This is a genomic window from Neobacillus cucumis (assembly GCF_016908975.1).
GTDB classification, from domain to species: Bacteria; Bacillota; Bacilli; order Bacillales; family Cytobacillaceae; genus Neobacillus; species Neobacillus cucumis.
Genome location: NZ_JAFBEX010000012.1, coordinates 169,324 through 186,998 on the forward strand (window position 1 = coordinate 169,324; position 17,675 = coordinate 186,998).

Here is a 17,675-nt window from a genome sequence, read left to right on the forward strand (position 1 = left end):
GAAGCCATTTGGCTTCGCTTTTGATCTTATAGCTTTTGATCCTCAACAGAATTTAACCATTCCTCGATAACACCAACAACCGATTCTACACATCCATCTTCAAATGGAGAAATTAAGTTGGCTGCCTTAACAAGTTTTGTAAAGGATAGACTGCCGCCAAGATTACAAAGCTTTACATAATCAGCCCATGCCTCTTCCCTATTTTCGATCGAACGCTTCCAGAATTGAAAGGCACAAATTTGGGCCAGTGTATAATCAATATAATAAAAAGGTGAATTATAAATATGCCCTTGCCGCTGCCAAAAACCGCCGTTTTCAAGATAAACATTTCCATCATAATCTTTATGAGGTAAATATTTTTTCTCAATTTCACGCCACTGATGCTTCCGTTCTAAAGGTGTAGCTGAAGGATTTTCATACACCCAGTGCTGAAATTCATCTACAGAAACTCCATATGGGAGAAATAAAAGCGCACTGCTCAAGTGAGAAAACTTATATTTGTCCGTATCTTCCTGAAAAAACAACTCCATCCATGGCCATGTAAAAAATTCCATACTCATCGAATGAATTTCAGCTGATTCATATGTTGGCCAATAATATTCTGGAATTTCAAAATGACGGCTTGAATACACCTGGAAGGCATGACCGGCTTCATGGGTTAACACATCTATATCACCGGACGTCCCATTAAAATTGGAAAAGATAAACGGAGCCTTATAATTCTCAATAAATGTACAATAGCCTCCACCTGCTTTTCCCTTCTTAGCCACTAAATCCATTAGCTTATTTTTCTGCATATATTGGAAGAAAACACCTGTTTCTTTGGACAGGCCTTCATACATTTTTTGACCATTTTCTATAATCCATTCTGGTTCCCCTTTAGGGACTGCATTTCCAGACGGAAAATTAAATCCTTCATCATAATATTTTAACTGATCTACACCAATTCTTTCCTGCTGCCGTTCTTTTAATTTGGTCGCAATGGGAACAATAAAATCCTTTACTTGCTGACGGAAGTTCGCCACCATCTCTGCATCATAATCCGTTCTCATCATCCGATAATAAGCGAGTTCCACAAAGTTTTTAAACCCTAATTTCTGGGCAATCTCTGTCCTAACCTTTACCAAATCATCATAAATTCGGTCTAATTCCTCTTCATGCTCAGCAAAGAATCCAAATTTAGCTTCACTTGCTCTTTTTCTTATGTTACGATCCTTGGTTTCAGTGAATGGGTCCAATTGGGCAAGTGTTCTTTCCTCCCCCTCAAAATGGATTTTAGCGGAGGCAAGCAGTTTTGTATATTCAGTTGACAAGCGGTTTTCTTTTTGAAGTAATGGAACAATTTCTGGTTTAAACGTTTTGAGCTGTCCCTCAGCAAGGGCAAACAGTTGTGTTCCCCACTTTGTTTCCAACTCAGGGCGAAACTTAGATTCAACCAATGCTTGATAATATTTAGTTACCAGCCCCTCAATCTCAGGCTGCATCTCATCCATATAATCCTGTTCTTCCTTATAAAATTCATCATTGGTATCAATCGAATGGCGGATATAACAAAGGTTAAACATCGTTCCTAAATCATTTCTTAATTGATTAATTTCTTCCATATACCGGCATTGAGTCTTAACTGAATCTGCATTTATAAAGCCTTCCAAAACCGTATTAAATTTTGTTGTTACTCCTTCTAAATTTGGTCTTTCGTATGTATAATTTTCAAAACTCATATCAAAATATCCCCTTTCTATTGGTCCCAGTCTATCATTTCGACAGTATTATTAATATTCCTCTAATAAAAAAAATACGACCATTGGCCGTATTAAAATTTTCCTGCTGGTATTCCTACTTTTTTCAGTAGATCTATAGCCGTCGTTTTCTCAGATTCAGAAAGGCTTGACATAAGGGTATCAATTTGTTTTGCATGATCAGGAAAAATCTCTTCAATAAATGTTTTTCCTTGCTCCGTGATTTGAGCATATGTTACCCGGCGGTCATTCGGACAAGCAATTCTTCTAAGCAGTCCTTTTTGTTCTAACTTGTCGACTACATAGGTAATACTTCCGCTGGCAAGTAGGATTTTCCCCCCTATTTGCTGCATGGGCTGGTCACCTTTATGATAAAGAAGCTCTAGAACAGCGAATTCAGTTGGATTCAAACCGTTTGCCTGAATCGCTTTATTTACATGTTCGTTAATCGCTTTATATGCTCTTGAAAGTACGATAAATAACTTTAATGACTTTTCAACTGTTTCATTTTCCATAAAAAACGCATCCTTTTAAGATTTAATAAAAATATAATATAAGGAAAATTATCTTGATTTCAAAATTAATTATAAAAAATTTTTTTATCTCTGTCAAACTCTCCTTTGTAAACGGTGTCATTTTAAGAAATCTAATTTTTAAAATTTCGAAAATAGAAATAATAATTTCTTATTTTGTTAATTTAGTAGTAAGATAGAAAAAAAATATTAAAAATAAAGAAGGGATAAAATGAATCAACCTGCAGCATTATCGGCAAAGGCTACTAAAGCATCAGAATCCACCATCTTTAAAATTCTGATTATTATTGGTATCTGCCATTTATTGAATGATGCCATTCAAGCGGTGGTACCCGCGATGTTTCCGATTTTAGAAAAGTCGATGGGATTAACCTTTACCCAACTAGGAATTATCGCATTCTCGTTAAATATGGTCTCCTCGGTTATGCAGCCGGTCGTCGGCTTTTTTACAGACAAGAAGCCCATGCCCTTTGCCCTGCCAATCGGGCTTACCTTTACACTATTTGGCATCCTAGGCTTAGGTTTTGCAGACAATTTTGCCATGATTGTTCTATCTGTTATTTTCATCGGTCTTGGCTCGGCGGTTTTTCATCCCGAAGGCTCTCGAGTTGCCTATATGGCCGCAGGGAATAAACGAGGGCTCGCACAATCAATTTATCAAGTGGGCGGTAATACCGGTCAAGCTTTAGCACCGTTGATCACAGCTCTTATATTAGTTCCACTTGGGCAGATAGGCGCATCATGGTTTACGATCGTTGCAGCAATCGCAGTCATTTTACTCATTTATATCGCTAACTGGTATCAACAAAGATTACTGGTTTCTCCACGTGAAAAGAAAAAGGATGTAAAAACAGGTAAGAACTTAGGTTTATCTAAAGATGTGAAAAACACGTTGGCTTTTATTTTGTTATTGATATTTGCAAGAACTTGGTATACTTCAGGGATCACTAACTTTTATACCTTCTATGCCATTAAAGAATATGCTTTTTCGATTAAAGAATCTCAAGTGTTTTTATTTGCCTTTTTAGTTTCAGGAGCAGTTGGAACCTTCTTTGGAGGACCACTTTCCGATCGGTTTGGCAAGAAAAATATTATTTCATTTTCAATGTTAGCAACTGTTCCTTTTTCCGTTATCATTCCGCATGTTCCACCAACACTGGCTTTTATTTTCCTAGTTCTTACAGGTTTTATTCTAATGACAAGTTTTTCGGTTACAGTTGTGTATGCTCAAGAGTTAGTTCCAGGTAAGATTGGCACGATGTCCGGTTTAACGGTTGGTCTTGCATTCGGGATGGGGGCAATTGGTTCCGTCGGGCTTGGATCGATTGCCGACTGGATTGGCTTGCAATCTATGATTACTTGGCTGGGATTCCTTCCATTACTCGGTCTAATCGCCTTCCTGCTTCCAAGTGATCAAAAAGTCCGGGAGTGGAATCAACTGGGCTGATTTTGGAGACATAATATCGTACAAAAAACTAGAAAAGGATGGGCGCCGCCCATCCTTTTCTAGTTAATCTCTTGTATCTTTAACAATAACTCCGCCTTTTCCTCATCCGATAGCATCCTTTCAGCCATTGGAAATAAGACGTTTTCCTCTTTATTAAAGTGGTCTGTTAAGATCAAATAAGCATTTTGAATTAACACAGCTAATTTCTTCTGTTCGTCTATTGTAGGTTGACCTGATACAGCTTTCTCGAGAAATGCACCAATTTGGGATTTTGCTTGGTCGTGCTCATATTCCATGACAGCAATTGGACCAGAAGTAGTACCAATATAGACACCCATCATTGGGAATAGTACCCCTTCTTCTCTTTCTGAATGCGGATCTAAGTCACTTTTAAACTCTTTTACCTTTTGGATTAACTGATGGAAATTCTTTTCCTTATCTATTTCTTGATCGATTTGTTGCGTTAAAGCAAATAATTCTTCCATCTGCTTTCTTAATGCAGGATGTTCACCTTTTAAACGGACAAGCCCTTCACTTAACAGACCTTGGGTCATTCCACCTAAACCACTCATACAACTGCTCATCTGCCAATCACCTCTACACTCTTTTCTGTGTCTTTAGTATATAAATCACAAAGAAATCATGTAGTGATTAAGGTCACTATTTTTCCTACAATTATTTACAGATTGACATAAGTGTGATAACTTTATGAAAATGTTAAAATTTTTTGAAAATTTATAACAATTATCACACAAAAAAGGAGGCATCGTTTCATATAATATAGATATACCTTAAAAGGGAGGGTAATATAGATGAAAACTCCAAATTATCATGATTTTTATGAGAAGGCACTAGTCCCAATAGGACATAAGGACCTGATATCATTACAAAAATCTGACGCTTATTGTCCTGAGAAACCCTTTACCCATTGGCTGATAGCTGTTGAAGGAGTCCTTCTACCGCAGCCCCAAATATATTATCACTGGAAAGTGAGTATTTATCCTGCAACAGATGAGGGCGATTTTAATTGGAAAAATCCGTATTATTGTTCACCTAATATGGAATCAATGGATAATGCGAATACATTGGCTTCCACTTTGGTACAGTCAAGTAAAAAAGACGAACTTTCCTCTATTACTCTTTTAGAGAAAATAAGCTAAACCACAACCAAATTCTTCTGCTTCACCTTCTTTTTTCTCTCACTTGTGAAAAAACATACATATAGTACTAAAATTCAAACACCTTCTCAAATTTGATCTTTTAAAAAAGCATTAACTTTTTATTTATCAACTTTGTTAATTCCTCGTAAAGAGTTCTAACACGGCATTCTATCCTTACCTTTTAATGAATAACTTGAAATGTAAAACTCTTTAGGAGGTAATTTTTGATGGCATATCTAAAAGATAAGTTTACTATTCAAGACACCAAAGAAATAAACGAGAGGATAAATCGCATCTTCAATCAAGTTACACACGCAAATACGACAACAACTGTTGGTGTGACTGAACTACAATTACTTGGAATTATCGATCACTTATGCAGAGTCTCTGGTATGCTTTGTGACATGGTCGAACAACAATTAGAAGGACATATCGAAACCTTTGACCCTCATAGTTATATAGATAAAAAATTAAAGAATGCGGAAATCGGGATCAGTAATTTCATTAAGATAAAAAAAATAAATGTCACTTGAATTAATTTAATAGCTGGAACAAAAAAACGATGCTGACAATAGCACCGTTTTTTTTTTAATTACAAGCTGTTAAGATCAAACTTTCTTGTGGTCATGAGGGTGACCACAAGAATATTCTTTTAAGCTAACCGAAATCCAATCCCATGACCGCCTTTAGGATACTCCCATTTAATATTCTGATATGGACAGCCAATCCGGCAGCTGCCGCATTCGTGACAGCCTTCATAACCTACTTGCATCCGTGTACCTTCCCACTTATACACTTCAGCTGGCAAAATATTGTACAAATTTTATCGGGACATTTAGTCATACAGATGTCGTGATCGAGCACTGTTAAATGGGACTTCGTATCACACTTAAACCGAAGCAGATACTGTTTTTCCTCGATATTTTTCGTTGACATTATTTCACCGCCTTCCAAGCACGAAGGCAACTTTTTTAAAAAAAAGCTTGTTTTATCAACGTTTTTTCTTATCACAAACCACTAGCGCTCACAGAAATGCTCACAAAGTATTAACCATCTCATCTAATTTATTAGCAACTTCTTGTTGCATACTTGGAAGTACATGACTATAAATATCAAGTGTAATTCCTATCCTTGCACATGTCCTAATCTTTCAGATATGATTTTCGGATTAATGTTTTTACTTATTAGCATAGTTGCATGCGTATGTCTTAGGTCATGAAACCGAATAACTGGAAGTCCCACTTTTTTAACATCCTTTTTTAAACCCTCTGTTAAGATTTGATGGTTGAACAGGACGACCATGCTTAGTACAAATGACTAAATCGTTATCTTTATAAACATTGGAGTATTTTAATTTGTTTTCGATACGTTTTTTTCTTTCTATTTTCAGTTGCTTAATTAATGTATCTGGTATAGCTATGGTACGTATGCTTGATTTTGTTTTTGCAGCATTTCTTAGTTCTTTTCCGTCATGAGATAAGGTTTGTCTGATGTAAATGATTTTGTTTTCAAAGTCAATGTCTCTCCATCTAAGACCCAATATTTCACCTTGACGCATACCAATCAAAATCGCGAGTAAATAAGCTGTTAAATACTGACTTGGTCGTTTGATATTATACACTTTACTTAAAAAAAAATTGACCTCTCCTATATCCCATACGCTCATCTCCGTCTTTTGGATTTTCAGAAGATCCACAAAGTAAGCCGGATTTTCTTTGATCACTTTAAGTTTTACGGCTCTTTTAAATGCTACCTTTAACACATCAAATAATTTATGAATGGTGCTTGTCCTTAAAGTTGTAAATTCCAATAAATCATTTACGTAATTTTGAAGAAAAATCGGTGTTATTTCAAACATTGGTAGTGTGCCATTCTTGGTGCTATATAAATGTTATAAAATGCAAGTTGGTTTTGATATGTTGTCCGCTCAACAATTGATTTTCTCTCTTTAAACCACAACTCAAAAAAATCACACACAGTCATTTTCTGTGACTCAAAATAAGTTCCTTCATTTATATCATTTAAAATTTTCGTAATGGCTTTTTCTGCTTCCTGCTTGGTTAAAAAGCCCCTTTTCATCTTTTGTTTTCTTTTTCCTGTCCCTGGGTCTTTTCCTATATCGACTACAATATCAAATTTCCCTGTTTTTGAATTTTTCTTTATGCTACCTTTCACTAGTTAGAGCCTCCTATTTGGCTCTTAAACTGTTTGTATGACAAATATTTTAACATTTAGACACGAAATAACAACAATAATAAAAAGAGTGTTGTAAGCAACTCTAATTAATTTCTTATTAAAATATTGCAATAAGCAATCCAATCAACGCTATACCAAACAGAGTTGTCTTTATTTCATCTGGAATCATTTTTTCTTTAACAACAAAAGTACCATATGCCCCCTTAACCTTAACTAATTTTATTGAACGTGGCTTTTCCTTTGGTGAAACAAACCTTCCTTTCTTATCACGTGGTAAATGAACTTTTTCAACCTCTCCCATTACCTCTCTATGATCTAATTTTTCATTTTTATTCTTAGACAAAAAAGACACCTCCACTGTATTCATAACAAGCTTGTCCGCATGCTAATATACTGTGTCTCCAAAATTTGGATTAATATACCGATGAGTCTAAAAACATATTTTAATACTAAATAATTAAAAGTAGACTGATATTTTAATACTAAATAATTAAAAGTAGACAACAAAAAAGAGCGACCAAAATTGATCACTCTTTAAGCAATAAAATTTTCCATTGTATCTTGATCAATCACATCATCAAAGTCAATTGGTTTCCTTAGACTTATCCCTCTTCGACTCATTACAGAAAATATTAAACCAAGTTCATAATACATTTGTTTAGTTAATATTCCCTTTTCAATATTTTTATTAATTTCATTGTAAAAAGCAATAAGGACAGCATTCGGTAAATTATCATAGAAATCCATTCTTTTACACCTTCTCAAAAATTACTAATTTATAAATAAATATTAAATCAAAAGGAAAGCGTTTTCAATATTTATGCAATTATTTCATTAAATTTTCATTTTTATAATTTAATCATAAAAAAAGAGTGACCCTGATTGTTAAGTAAGTGAAGCAATGTATTTCAATCAAAATCTTCCTGACAAAAGAATTATAGGAACTAACCATGAGTTTTTTTATTTACTTGGATTTTTGAACCTTATTTGGAGAAAATAACTATATATATCCTTGTATATAGAGTAAATCAGGTGTCAATACAGTCACATATCAGAGAAAAAGTATATTGTGAGCTCTCCACTCTGGGCATTTATAAATATACGGTCTTTTATCGACAATGGAAATAGACCTATTGTAAGGGTAAAAGACAGAATCTCCTAGCCACGGTGACGAAAAAACTAAAAGGGTGAAGAGAATGAAAAAAGGCATTAGCATTTTCACAATTCTGCTGATACTAATACCTTTTCTTAGTGCATGTTGGAATCAAAAAGAACTAACTGATTTGGCTTTTGTGATGGCTTTAGGAATTGATAAAGGTAAGGATAAAAGGTTTAAGCTTTCCTTTCAATTGGTTAATCCAGGTAATGTTTCTTCCGGTCAAAATGGAGGCGGGGACGGACAAGGCCTTCCCATAGCTGTTTACCGAAGTACCGGTGATTCTCTCACCCAAGCTACAAGAAACGTGACCAAAATGGTATCTCGACGAATTTATTTCGCACACACAAACCTTGTGGTCATCAGTGAAGAAATTGCCAAAGAAGATATGGATTATATTTTGGATGCATTGGATAGAGATCCTGAATTTAGAATAACGAGTGAATTGGTTGTAGCTAAGGATTGTACAGCTGAGGATCTTGTCTCAACATTAACACCTTTAGACAAACTTCCTGTCAACAAGATTACGAAACAGATTAAGTCTACAGAAACTATGCTTGGAGAAAATATGAGCAGAAATATCGATGATTTCCTTAGTGGGTTAGTGAGCAAGGGAAAACAGCCATTTGTAAATGGCTATGGCTTTAAAGGCAATAAACAAAAAGCCAGATCAGCTAAGTTTCTTCAAAATTCAATAACTGACGCCTCTCTTTCTTCAGAAGGGTTAGCAATATTCAATGGGACAAAATTACGGGGGTGGGTTGATGGTGATGAAGCACGGGGCATTATCTGGCTTCAGGATAAGCTAAAAAGCACGTATATTTATGTAAATTGGAAGAAAAAGAAGAATGCTATTGTTGTTGCACCAATCCGTTCCAAAACTAAAGTCAGCGTTCAATATATTAAAGAGAGACCAGTGATAAACATAAAGATAGATAGCGAAGGATGGATTAGTGAAGCCAATACACCTATAGATTTAAATAATCCAGAGATTATAAGCGAAATCGATAAACTGGTTGAAATAGAAATAAGCAAGGAAATATTAACCTCAGTTAAAGCTACGCAAAAACTAAAATGTGATATTTTGGGATTCGGAGAAAAAGTTCATGTATCTAATCCGAAATTATGGAAAAAGTTGGAGAAAAACTGGGACAATGAATTTGCAGAATTACAAGTTAATGCAAAGGTGGACTTTTACATTCGTCGCGAGGGAATCCGAACGTTGCCATTTTGGTCTGATATGGGAAAATAAGCTTTAATGAAAAAGAAACAAATAAATAAGGAGTGAACTTTAATTAGCCCACTCTACAAATGAAGGGATTCTTAGGAGTCCCTTTTTCGTTAAATTTCTGTATTTCACGTTTACACAATACTGAAGTTGTAGGAAAATAACGCTTCGTCAACTTAATAAATTAAAGTGCTCTAAACAAAAAGATCGTCAATGAGACGATCATACTCCTTTATCTTCAATTCAGAAAAATCCACTAGTTTAATATCATAATAATTAGAAAGCTCTGTTCAGCTCTACTTTTGATTTTACCTTTAATAATCTAGAGTACCTAAGACGCATTAGAACGATTTTTAAACACTGACCCAACAATGTTTAAGGTTTTACCACTCCTTTGCCCGTCAAGGATATGTTTCACTCATGGGTTATAAATGAAATAAACATACAAATAGAGGCAAAGGATTTCTCCACGCCTCTTAGTAGTTTCTCCAATCGTAAACAATCGCTGGCAGTTCAAAGTAGAATGTTACCATAGGGTAGTCTTTGCCCGTTCACCTTATTTTGGCTTATTTATCTAAAATGTAAGTAAATCCGTATTTGTCACCCTCCTCTTTTGACCAAAAGCGGATGTGCATGTCTTGACGTTCGTTAAGGTATGTGATTTGAACACCCGTACCAGAGACCTCGTATAACCATACAATGACCCTATTCTCCATACCGTAAGACGCTTGAGTGAACTCCTCTTGTGAGAACCCTTTGATATCAAAATCATAGTGTCCGACCTGTTTAACGCTTTCGATTGGTGCGAACTTGTTCAAACCGTCGTACAAAACTTGAATAAAATGTTCTTCCGGTGTAGGTGGAGCGGGTGCGATTGGTGGAACGGCTTGTCCAGATGGAATCTTCTTTACTTGTCCATATCCCGCTCCTTACCGCCGTATTCCTTCCCTATCGCTTGACCTTTGTTCGTTTTGACTTGTTTCTGCGGTGGAGGATTATTGATATTTTGTTGCGTCTTGTCTTTTAGCGTCTGTGTACATCCAACGAGCAATAATAGGGTCATTACTAATCCGACTAGACTTTTCATGTTGTTTGACCTCCGTTATTTTTGGTTAGGATTTGCTCCCTTCTTATATCTTTTCGCAAACATCCTTTCATCGTTACCCGTCTAATTGGTAAAGAATTGATCGATTACCAATAATAAAAAAGTTGCCGAGAATCACCCCGACAAACTTTGACCAGACACTTCTTTTTTCTTCACTTTGTTTTTATTCTGCTCTTTTGAAGATCGACCATACAAACCCTTTTATTCCAAAAAAATAAACCAGCTATTTAAACTGGCTTAACTTAGGAAACCTATACAGAAAGTTTTTTGGTAACTCAGTTTAGTAATAAATGTTGAAATATAAGGATTTCTCAACAACAAATTGGTCACAATAGAAACCAAAAACGTTTGATATACGTCTGTTTTATATAATTTTCATTGGTCACAAGTTGGTCACTGATTAGCACTAATCCTCCATTTTGAAGCCAAAAACTTTAAGCTAACCGAAAAACAATCCCATGACCGCCCTTAGGATACTCCCATTTAATATTCTGATATGGACAGCCAATGCGACAGCTGCCGCATTCGTGACAGCCTTCATAACCTACTTGCATCCGTGTACCTTCCCACTTATACACTTCAGCCGGGCAAAATATTGTACAAATTTTATCGGGACATTTAGTCATACAGATGTCGTGATCGAGCACTGTTAAATGGGACTTTGTATCACACTTAAACCGAAGCAGGTACTGTTTTTCCTCGATATTTTTCGTTGACATTATTTCACCGCCTTCCAAGCACGATAAAGATCTTGAATAACTCGAATAGTTCCTTTTTCTGCCGTAACACTCTTCATAATTTGTTTTTGTTTTTCCCGTTTTGGTGTTCCGTCCACTGTAAAGAATTTGCTCATGGCTTTATTCATCATTGGAACATAATCATTAAAATATTGCGGGTATTTCTCAAAGGTATGGGCTGCATCTTTATATTTTTCTAAGTCTTTAATTATAAAACTATCATATAGCTTTTCACGGTATAGATTGAGAGTGGCTTGTGAAAAATCACCTCGTGTTTTTGCTTCAATAACGGTTTCAGCTGCTAATAAGCCTGAATGCATTGCCATATTGGAGCCCTCACGATGAATGGCATTTACTAACTGTGCTGCATCACCAACGACTATCACTCCGTTACCGGCAACCTTTGGAACAGAGCGGTAACCGCCTTCTGGAATTAGATGGGCTAAATACTCAGCAGATTCCCCTCCAGCAATGAGCGGTTTCACCATCGGATGATTTTTTAAGTAATCAAGCAGATCGTATGGCTTTAATTTTGCTTTAATCATACTTGATAGGGTCGTTCCAACCCCGATATTTAAACTATCTTTATTGGTATAAAGAAAAGCTGTACCTAAGTTGCCTTTCGTTGAATCCCCAAAAATCTCAATCGTACAGCCTTGATTATCTTCCAAGTTAAAACGATCATTAATTTTATCTTTTGGTAGATTAATTACTTCCATGACTGTTAAAGCAACCTCATCTGGGCGAAATTCTTTATGGAAGCCTAATTGTTTGGATAAAAGGGAGTTTACTCCATCTGCAAGTACTACCACATCAGCATAAACTTCCCCATTAGGGCGATCGGTACGAACACCAACAACCTTACCGTTTTCAACCAAACACTCTATTACTACTGTTTCATTGATAAGAAGTGCGCCTGCTTCCACTGCTTTTCCGGCAAACCACTGATCAAACTGGGCACGCAGCACGGTAAAATTATTAAATGGTTCCACAGCCCATTCAAGACCTTTGTAACCGAAGGATACGACTGATTCCTTATCCATCATCCAAAAACGCTGTTCTATAACGGGCCTTTCAAGAGGAGCTTCCTTCCAAAACTCAGGTATTAATTCCTCCATTTGCTTGCGGTATAAGACACCACCCATTACATTCTTTGCCCCTGGGTACTCCCCTCTTTCAATTAGCAAAACATTTAATCCGCTTCGTGCACAAGTAAGGGCACACGCCGTACCTGATGGTCCAGCCCCTACAACAATGACATCAAATTTTTCAGGCATAACTGATTTCACCGCCCTTTTCTGTCTTGAGCTGTTTAAAATGTTCAATTAGTTTTGGTACAATCTCCAGAGCATCTCCAACAATTCCGTATGTGGCTACATCAAAAATCGGTGCATTTGGATCTTTATTAATAGCAATAATAAACTCTGAATTTTTCATTCCCACGACGTGCTGGATGGCACCAGATATACCTATGGCAAAATAAATCTTCGGTGTTACCGTTTCACCTGTTTGACCAACTTGTTGTTCATGCGGAAGCCAGCCTGCTTCAACCACATCACGAGTACCGCCGACACTGGCGCCAATCGTTTCTGCTAACTCATGAATAAGCTGAAAATTTTGCAGGTCCCCCATTCCCTTGCCGCCGCATACAATTACATGTGCTTCTGCTAAACTAGCTTTTTTTGTTACATCATTCACAATTTTAAGTACTTTGGTACGCATATCTTCTTCTTTTAAATCTATTTTTTCTTCAATAATTTTCCCGTGTCTAGCTGAATCAGGCTCTAATGCCTTCATAACTTTTGGTCTGACAGTTGCCATTTGCGGCCGATGTTTTTTACATAAGATGGTGGCCATAATGTTACCGCCGAACGCCGGTCTGCTTGCCTCAAGTAATCGGTTTGTGGCATCCACATCAAGCATGGTTGTATCAGCCGTTAAACCTGTAGATAAGTCTGTAGCAACTGCACTTGCTAAATCCTTTCCATTTGGTGTGGCTCCATATAAGATGATTTCCGGTTTGTATTTTTGGGCTAACAGCATAACCCCCTGCATGTAAGATTCCGTTCGGTAATGCTTTAAGATAGGCTGATCAATGACATATACTTCATCTGCACCATATGCAATGACCTGGTTGACTAATGGCTTAATCTCATGTCCTAATAAAAATCCTGCTAATGGTACTTGTAACTTATCCGCCAGCTTTCTCCCAGCCCCGAGCAGTTCGAGTGAAACGCCTTCAATTTTACTAGCATTTTGTTCGATAAATACCCAGACTCCCCGATAATCGTCAAAATTCATTTAAACCCCTCCCTAAAGCAGAAAATACTTTTTTATTTAGATGACTGAATCGTAAATAGGTCCTTTTTATCCATTAAGACTTCCATGAGCTGTTTTACTTGCTCATCAGGTGTACCCTCTAGTCTTTTACCGCCTTCAGGTCGTGGAGGTGTAAACATTTTTCCTACGATGGTTGGTGAGCCTTTTAAACCAAGCTGTGTGCGGTCGACATTTTCGAGGTCACTAACCGCCCAGATAATTGGCTGGTATCGTGCAGCTTTAATCATGTTAGGCATTGGTGAATATTCAATCTGATTAATTTCTTTTTCTACCGTTAACAAACAAGGAAGTTCAGATTGGATTAACTCATATCCATTTGATAATTTTCGTTTGATTAACACCGTTTTTTCCTGTTCATTAACCTCTGCCACTTCAATGACATTTGTCACTGGGGGGATATCCATTCTTCTTGCAATCCCAGGTCCAACTTGACCAGTATCACCATCAATCGCATGCTTCCCACAAATCACCATATCAACTGGAAGTTCCTTGCCGATTCGTTCTAAAGCTTTTGATAAGGCGTAACTAGTGGCTAAGGTATCAGCACCGGCAAAGGCTCGGTCTGTAATTAAATAACCTCTATCTGCCCCTATTTCAACGCTTTTTTTAATAATAGCCGTTGCTTGCGGCGGTCCCATGGACAATACCGAGATGGTACCACCCGTTTTTTCCTTAATTTTGACAGCCTCTTGTACAGCATGCTCATCATAAGGATTTAAAATGGCTGGTGCGCTCCGGCGATCAAGTGTGTTGGTCTTTGGGTTAATTTTAATGATTTTTGTATCAGGTACTTGTTTGATACAAACGACAATGTGCATCTAGGAATTTCCCTCCCCCATTTAAACTGCATTTATTGAAAGCGTTTGCTTTCTTTGGTTATTAGAAATGCTTTTATTAACGATATATGTATCGCAACACAAGCATAGTACCAAACTTAACAGTTTCTTTATCTCTTAAAAAAATTAAGCATATCAGGAATGAAGTTTGCAAATTCAAGGAGTGTTTTCGACAAAACGAAAAATAAAGTTAATGTGACTAATGGTGGTAGATTAGGAGCAGATTATATGTGAATTTTCAATTAAGTTGCTATTAATATAACTATATTAAATAATATAATATTATATAATATAAACAATGATAAAAATCACAGTTATGACCTGTATAAAACAGATTTAGAAATAAAAAGGCAACGATGAGTGATGTGTACGATTGGAGAGGACGGCATTATACAGTAAAGGGGAGAAAAAATAACGGAAGGTCTTCTTGTTAGTTGTTAGAACTCTTTTAATATGATTAAAAACTAAAGACCTTCAAATTCGCAAGTTAAACCAAAACCTTTGGTCAAACCATCACCATGTGTTTAAAGGCAATTTTGACTTCTTCAGTGGATTTTGAATTTTGTCCAATGACCTTATGATAATGATTGATTAGTTCATCAAGCTCTTGGCTGTATTTAATTGTTTGTGGACTAGTGTAACCTAGACTGTTAGCACTATTAATCATTAATTCTCTTTTTGCCTTTATCTCTTCAATCATTTCCGATTGAAGATCACTATCCTTATTCAATGTTATCTCCTACCTTACATACTTACTCTATAGCATTCTAAAAAATAGACTACTTGAAGAATTATGACAAGAAATTCCTTAAAAGTAAATACAATCGCAAAAGTAGACAAAACATTTGTTTTCTTTCAAATTTCGACATTTTTTTCATTTCTAAACGACATTCGGATATCTTAAGGCTGTGTTAAATATGGATGTTGATTTCCGCTCCAGGCGCTCAGCAAACCCGCGGGCGTGCCGGGGAGCCTCCTCGGCGCTGAAAGCGCCTGTGGGGTCTCCCCTGCCCCGTACTCCCGCAGGACATTGAAATTCTTCCTCGAATCCGCCCACGCACGAAGAAAATGCGATAGCATTTTCGAGGAGTCGAGCGCCTTCCGCTCCAATCAACATCGTTCCAAAATCAACAAAAGTCTTTAACACAGCCCTACATAAAAAAACTAAAAACATTTTTTAGAGGAGAAGATTTTTATGAATATAAAAGTTTCATGTCTGCAAATGGACATTGCATTTGGTGACCCTAATTCTAACTATCAATCTGCGGAAAAACTAATCAAAAAAGCAATGGAGAATCATCCCGATATTATCGTCCTGCCGGAGCTTTGGACAACCGGATATGACTTAGCTAGATTAGATACGATTGCCGATATGCAAGCCAGGCGGACCATCGATTTTCTCCAAACAGCAGCCAAAAAACACAAGGTCCATTTTGTAGGCGGATCGGTTGCCAATCAAGAGGAAAAAGGAGTAAAAAATACGCTGCTGATTATTTCAAAGGATGGCTCTCTCCGTTATCAATACGATAAACTCCATCTTTTTAAATTAATGGATGAACATCTTTACCTTGAAGCAGGGGCAACAAAAGGCTTATTTCAATTAGATGGCCATTTATTCGCAGGTGTCATTTGCTATGACATCCGATTTCCGGAATGGATTCGCGCCCACACATCAGAAGGGGCTGAAGCTTTATTTGTTGTGGCCGAGTGGCCAACTGCCCGATTAAAGCATTGGCGGGCTCTCCTCATTGCCAGAGCGATTGAAAATCAATGTTATGTCATCGCTTGTAACCGGTCTGGCAGTGACCCTAACAATCAATTTGCCGGACATTCATTAATTATTGACCCATGGGGAGAAGTATTGGCAGAAGCAGGAGAACACGAAGAAATTATCTCTGCTGAAATCAACTTAGAACTAGTAAAAGAAATACGAAAGCAAATTCCGATTTTTGAAGATAGAAAACCAAATTCCTATCATTAAAAGCAATCTGAGATGGTTCGGATTACTTATGATTATTTTCTGTGCGCAGGGGCAGCTCTATGGAAAAAATTGTTCCTTTTCCTTCTTCACTGTCAATCGTGATTTTGCCTTGATGTTCATTGATAATTCGATAGCTAACCATTAATCCCAAGCCTGTTCCCTGTTCTTTTGTTGTAAAAAAGGGTTCGCCTAATCTTTTTACCTTTTCCATGGTCATTCCAGTACCTTCATCCTGGATACTAATTAAAATTCGGTCATAATCCAACTTCTTCGTGTTAATGGTGATATTTCCACCATGCGGCATTACCTCAATGGCATTCTTAATTATATTAATAAATACCTTTTTTAATTGGTTAGGTTCACAAAATAATGAAGGAAGGCTATTGTCAAAGTATGTAACAAATTGAACATTATGAAGTATGGCTTGTGCCGTAAGCAAATCAACTGTTTCCCTCATAATTTGATTAAGATCCTTTTGTTGGAAAATAGTTACTTGCGGCTTGGCAAGGTACAAAAACTCATTAATAATTGAATCAATCCTTGCTAGTTCAGAGGTAATAACCTGATAATACATGGCATGCTCTTTAATGATGGTCTCTTCGAGTAACTGAATGAATCCTTTCAGTGCGGTCATCGGATTACGAATTTCATGAGCGATTCCTGCTGCAAGCTCACCGATTACATTGAGGGTGTCAGACTTATGGAGTTGCTTCTCAATTTCGACCTTTTCTGTTATATCTTTAAAAATAGTAAAATTGATTCCATCCCAGACATCAATTTCGGAAGAACATTCATAAAATCTGTTATTTCCTTCGTCATTTTTAACAATCATCGTGGAGAAGATATGTCCCTTTTCAAGGACTTGTTCAATATGCTGCAAAAACTCTTGCTCTTTTGATTCGACAATTTTCTGTAAATCATAAACCCGTTTTCCAATTAACTTTTCTTTTTTTAGGCCTATCATTTTTTCTCCAGCACAGTTCACATCAATAATTCGATGATCGGTATCCCAAAGTATAAGACTATCCACTGAATGTTCAAAGATTCTCCTATATTTTTGATCACGCTCAGGAGAAACTATTAAGCTATTTTGTTGATCATAATTACCAAGAGGTAAAGCGTTTTTTTGGACTTGCTTCTCCACGTATTGCCACCCCGCAAACTACGTTTTATCTATAATTATATTAAAGCATATTTTCTACACATATCGTGAAAAA

General features: G+C 36.6%; 21 protein-coding genes and 1 pseudogene. 5 read left to right on the top strand and 17 right to left on the bottom strand.

Annotation, left to right across the window (positions count from 1 at the left end):
- Positions 1–26 precede the first annotated feature (26 nt).
- Complete coding sequence (locus tag JOC76_RS17470; RefSeq protein WP_205179584.1) at positions 27–1,721, bottom strand: M3 family oligoendopeptidase; 1,695 nt, start codon at positions 1,719–1,721, stop codon at positions 27–29.
- 92 nt (positions 1,722–1,813) lie between these two features.
- Positions 1,814–2,254 carry a MarR family winged helix-turn-helix transcriptional regulator gene (locus JOC76_RS17475; protein WP_205179585.1) on the bottom strand — a complete coding sequence of 147 codons (441 nt, stop codon included), beginning with the start codon at positions 2,252–2,254 and terminating at the stop codon, positions 1,814–1,816.
- 229 nt (positions 2,255–2,483) lie between these two features.
- Here JOC76_RS17475 and JOC76_RS17480 point away from each other — a divergent pair, with 229 nt between their 5' ends.
- Positions 2,484–3,719: an MFS transporter gene (locus tag JOC76_RS17480; protein WP_205179586.1), complete on the top strand. Its 1,236-nt coding sequence runs from the start codon at positions 2,484–2,486 to the stop codon at positions 3,717–3,719.
- 59 nt (positions 3,720–3,778) lie between these two features.
- Here the strand turns inward: JOC76_RS17480 and JOC76_RS17485 are convergent, their stop codons facing one another.
- Positions 3,779–4,303: a hemerythrin domain-containing protein gene (locus tag JOC76_RS17485; protein ID WP_239557781.1), complete on the bottom strand. Its 525-nt coding sequence runs from the start codon at positions 4,301–4,303 to the stop codon at positions 3,779–3,781.
- 228 nt (positions 4,304–4,531) lie between these two features.
- Between JOC76_RS17485 and JOC76_RS17490 the strand changes: the two genes are divergently transcribed.
- Both JOC76_RS17490 and JOC76_RS17495 read left to right on the top strand, forming a co-directional pair.
- Entirely contained in the window at positions 4,532–4,879 is a 348-nt protein-coding gene (locus JOC76_RS17490; RefSeq protein ID WP_205179587.1) for a hypothetical protein, read from the top strand.
- Between the two features lie 227 nt (positions 4,880–5,106).
- Positions 5,107–5,412 (top strand): hypothetical protein, encoded by a 306-nt coding sequence (locus JOC76_RS17495; RefSeq protein ID WP_205179588.1) that lies wholly within the window; start codon positions 5,107–5,109, stop codon positions 5,410–5,412.
- Positions 5,413–5,531: 119 nt separating this feature from the next.
- Here the strand turns inward: JOC76_RS17495 and JOC76_RS17500 are convergent.
- The 6 genes and pseudogenes from JOC76_RS17500 to JOC76_RS17525 all read right to left on the bottom strand — a co-directional run bounded on the left by JOC76_RS17500 (position 5,532) and on the right by JOC76_RS17525 (position 7,822).
- Positions 5,532–5,815 (bottom strand): annotated as a pseudogene (locus JOC76_RS17500) (ferredoxin family protein).
- 189 nt (positions 5,816–6,004) lie between these two features.
- Positions 6,005–6,181 carry a tyrosine-type recombinase/integrase gene (locus JOC76_RS30075; protein WP_239557782.1) on the bottom strand — a complete coding sequence of 59 codons (177 nt, stop codon included), beginning with the start codon at positions 6,179–6,181 and terminating at the stop codon, positions 6,005–6,007.
- The gene (locus tag JOC76_RS30080) at positions 6,126–6,737 is read right to left on the bottom strand and encodes a tyrosine-type recombinase/integrase (RefSeq protein ID WP_239557783.1); all 612 of its coding nucleotides are present in this window, start codon (positions 6,735–6,737) and stop codon (positions 6,126–6,128) included. Before JOC76_RS30080 ends, JOC76_RS30075 begins: the two co-directional genes overlap by 56 nt.
- Positions 6,725–7,054, bottom strand: a complete 330-nt coding sequence (locus JOC76_RS17515; RefSeq protein WP_205179589.1) for an Arm DNA-binding domain-containing protein — start codon at positions 7,052–7,054, stop codon at positions 6,725–6,727. The genes JOC76_RS30080 and JOC76_RS17515 overlap by 13 nt, the downstream gene beginning before the upstream one ends.
- Positions 7,055–7,172: 118 nt before the next feature.
- Positions 7,173–7,418 carry a hypothetical protein gene (locus JOC76_RS17520; RefSeq protein WP_205179591.1) on the bottom strand — a complete coding sequence of 82 codons (246 nt, stop codon included), beginning with the start codon at positions 7,416–7,418 and terminating at the stop codon, positions 7,173–7,175.
- Positions 7,419–7,609: 191 nt separating this feature from the next.
- A complete protein-coding gene (locus JOC76_RS17525; protein ID WP_205179698.1) occupies positions 7,610–7,822 on the bottom strand; it encodes a hypothetical protein in 213 nt (70 codons plus the stop codon).
- Between the two features lie 449 nt (positions 7,823–8,271).
- On the opposite strand from JOC76_RS17525, the gene JOC76_RS17530 reads away from it, so the two are divergent.
- The gene (locus JOC76_RS17530; protein ID WP_205179593.1) at positions 8,272–9,483 is read left to right on the top strand and encodes a Ger(x)C family spore germination protein; all 1,212 of its coding nucleotides are present in this window, start codon (positions 8,272–8,274) and stop codon (positions 9,481–9,483) included.
- 542 nt (positions 9,484–10,025) lie between these two features.
- Here JOC76_RS17530 and JOC76_RS17535 read toward each other — a convergent pair.
- From JOC76_RS17535 to JOC76_RS17565, 7 genes are all read right to left on the bottom strand, one after another.
- Entirely contained in the window at positions 10,026–10,277 is a 252-nt protein-coding gene (locus JOC76_RS17535) for a hypothetical protein (protein WP_205179594.1), read from the bottom strand.
- An 89-nt stretch (positions 10,278–10,366) separates the two neighbouring features.
- The gene (locus tag JOC76_RS17540) at positions 10,367–10,546 is read right to left on the bottom strand and encodes a hypothetical protein (protein WP_205179595.1); all 180 of its coding nucleotides are present in this window, start codon (positions 10,544–10,546) and stop codon (positions 10,367–10,369) included.
- Between the two features lie 452 nt (positions 10,547–10,998).
- Positions 10,999–11,283, bottom strand: coding sequence for a ferredoxin family protein (locus tag JOC76_RS17545; RefSeq protein WP_202653741.1), 285 nt, complete (start codon positions 11,281–11,283; stop codon positions 10,999–11,001).
- Positions 11,283–12,578 carry an FAD-dependent oxidoreductase gene (locus JOC76_RS17550; RefSeq protein ID WP_205179596.1) on the bottom strand — a complete coding sequence of 432 codons (1,296 nt, stop codon included), beginning with the start codon at positions 12,576–12,578 and terminating at the stop codon, positions 11,283–11,285. Before JOC76_RS17550 ends, JOC76_RS17545 begins: the two co-directional genes overlap by 1 nt.
- Positions 12,571–13,602, bottom strand: a complete 1,032-nt coding sequence (locus JOC76_RS17555; RefSeq protein WP_205179597.1) for an electron transfer flavoprotein subunit alpha/FixB family protein — start codon at positions 13,600–13,602, stop codon at positions 12,571–12,573. The genes JOC76_RS17550 and JOC76_RS17555 overlap by 8 nt, the downstream gene beginning before the upstream one ends.
- A gap of 32 nt (positions 13,603–13,634) precedes the next feature.
- On the bottom strand, positions 13,635–14,459 hold the full coding sequence (locus tag JOC76_RS17560) for an electron transfer flavoprotein subunit beta/FixA family protein (protein WP_205179601.1): 825 nt from the start codon (positions 14,457–14,459) through the stop codon (positions 13,635–13,637).
- 523 nt (positions 14,460–14,982) lie between these two features.
- A complete protein-coding gene (locus JOC76_RS17565) occupies positions 14,983–15,207 on the bottom strand; it encodes an aspartyl-phosphate phosphatase Spo0E family protein (protein WP_205179602.1) in 225 nt (74 codons plus the stop codon).
- Positions 15,208–15,672: 465 nt separating this feature from the next.
- Between JOC76_RS17565 and JOC76_RS17570 the strand changes: the two genes are divergently transcribed.
- A complete protein-coding gene (locus tag JOC76_RS17570; RefSeq protein WP_205179603.1) occupies positions 15,673–16,458 on the top strand; it encodes a carbon-nitrogen family hydrolase in 786 nt (261 codons plus the stop codon).
- A gap of 22 nt (positions 16,459–16,480) precedes the next feature.
- Here JOC76_RS17570 and JOC76_RS30740 read toward each other — a convergent pair whose 3' ends face one another.
- On the bottom strand, positions 16,481–17,602 hold the full coding sequence (locus JOC76_RS30740; RefSeq protein WP_205179604.1) for an ATP-binding protein: 1,122 nt from the start codon (positions 17,600–17,602) through the stop codon (positions 16,481–16,483).
- Positions 17,603–17,675 lie beyond the last annotated feature (73 nt).

Excerpts from the sequence above, each read along its gene's own strand:
- JOC76_RS17570 (WP_205179603.1), top strand. The coding sequence starts at position 15,673 with ATGAATATAAAAGTTTCATGTCTGCAAATGGACATTGCATTTGGTGAC.
- JOC76_RS17525 (WP_205179698.1), bottom strand. The coding sequence starts at position 7,822 with ATGGATTTCTATGATAATTTACCGAATGCTGTCCTTATTGCTTTTTAC.
- JOC76_RS17555 (WP_205179597.1), bottom strand. The coding sequence starts at position 13,602 with ATGAATTTTGACGATTATCGGGGAGTCTGGGTATTTATCGAACAAAAT.
- JOC76_RS17550 (WP_205179596.1), bottom strand. The coding sequence starts at position 12,578 with ATGCCTGAAAAATTTGATGTCATTGTTGTAGGGGCTGGACCATCAGGT.
- JOC76_RS17485 (WP_239557781.1), bottom strand. The coding sequence starts at position 4,303 with ATGAGCAGTTGTATGAGTGGTTTAGGTGGAATGACCCAAGGTCTGTTA.
- JOC76_RS17490 (WP_205179587.1), top strand. The coding sequence starts at position 4,532 with ATGAAAACTCCAAATTATCATGATTTTTATGAGAAGGCACTAGTCCCA.
- JOC76_RS17480 (WP_205179586.1), top strand. The coding sequence starts at position 2,484 with ATGAATCAACCTGCAGCATTATCGGCAAAGGCTACTAAAGCATCAGAA.
- JOC76_RS30075 (WP_239557782.1), bottom strand. The coding sequence starts at position 6,181 with ATGGTCGTCCTGTTCAACCATCAAATCTTAACAGAGGGTTTAAAAAAG.
- JOC76_RS30080 (WP_239557783.1), bottom strand. The coding sequence starts at position 6,737 with ATGTTTGAAATAACACCGATTTTTCTTCAAAATTACGTAAATGATTTA.
- JOC76_RS17530 (WP_205179593.1), top strand. The coding sequence starts at position 8,272 with ATGAAAAAAGGCATTAGCATTTTCACAATTCTGCTGATACTAATACCT.
- JOC76_RS17540 (WP_205179595.1), bottom strand. The coding sequence starts at position 10,546 with ATGAAAAGTCTAGTCGGATTAGTAATGACCCTATTATTGCTCGTTGGA.
- JOC76_RS17475 (WP_205179585.1), bottom strand. The coding sequence starts at position 2,254 with ATGGAAAATGAAACAGTTGAAAAGTCATTAAAGTTATTTATCGTACTT.
- JOC76_RS17560 (WP_205179601.1), bottom strand. The coding sequence starts at position 14,459 with ATGCACATTGTCGTTTGTATCAAACAAGTACCTGATACAAAAATCATT.
- JOC76_RS17545 (WP_202653741.1), bottom strand. The coding sequence starts at position 11,283 with ATGTCAACGAAAAATATCGAGGAAAAACAGTACCTGCTTCGGTTTAAG.
- JOC76_RS17470 (WP_205179584.1), bottom strand. The coding sequence starts at position 1,721 with ATGAGTTTTGAAAATTATACATACGAAAGACCAAATTTAGAAGGAGTA.
- JOC76_RS17495 (WP_205179588.1), top strand. The coding sequence starts at position 5,107 with ATGGCATATCTAAAAGATAAGTTTACTATTCAAGACACCAAAGAAATA.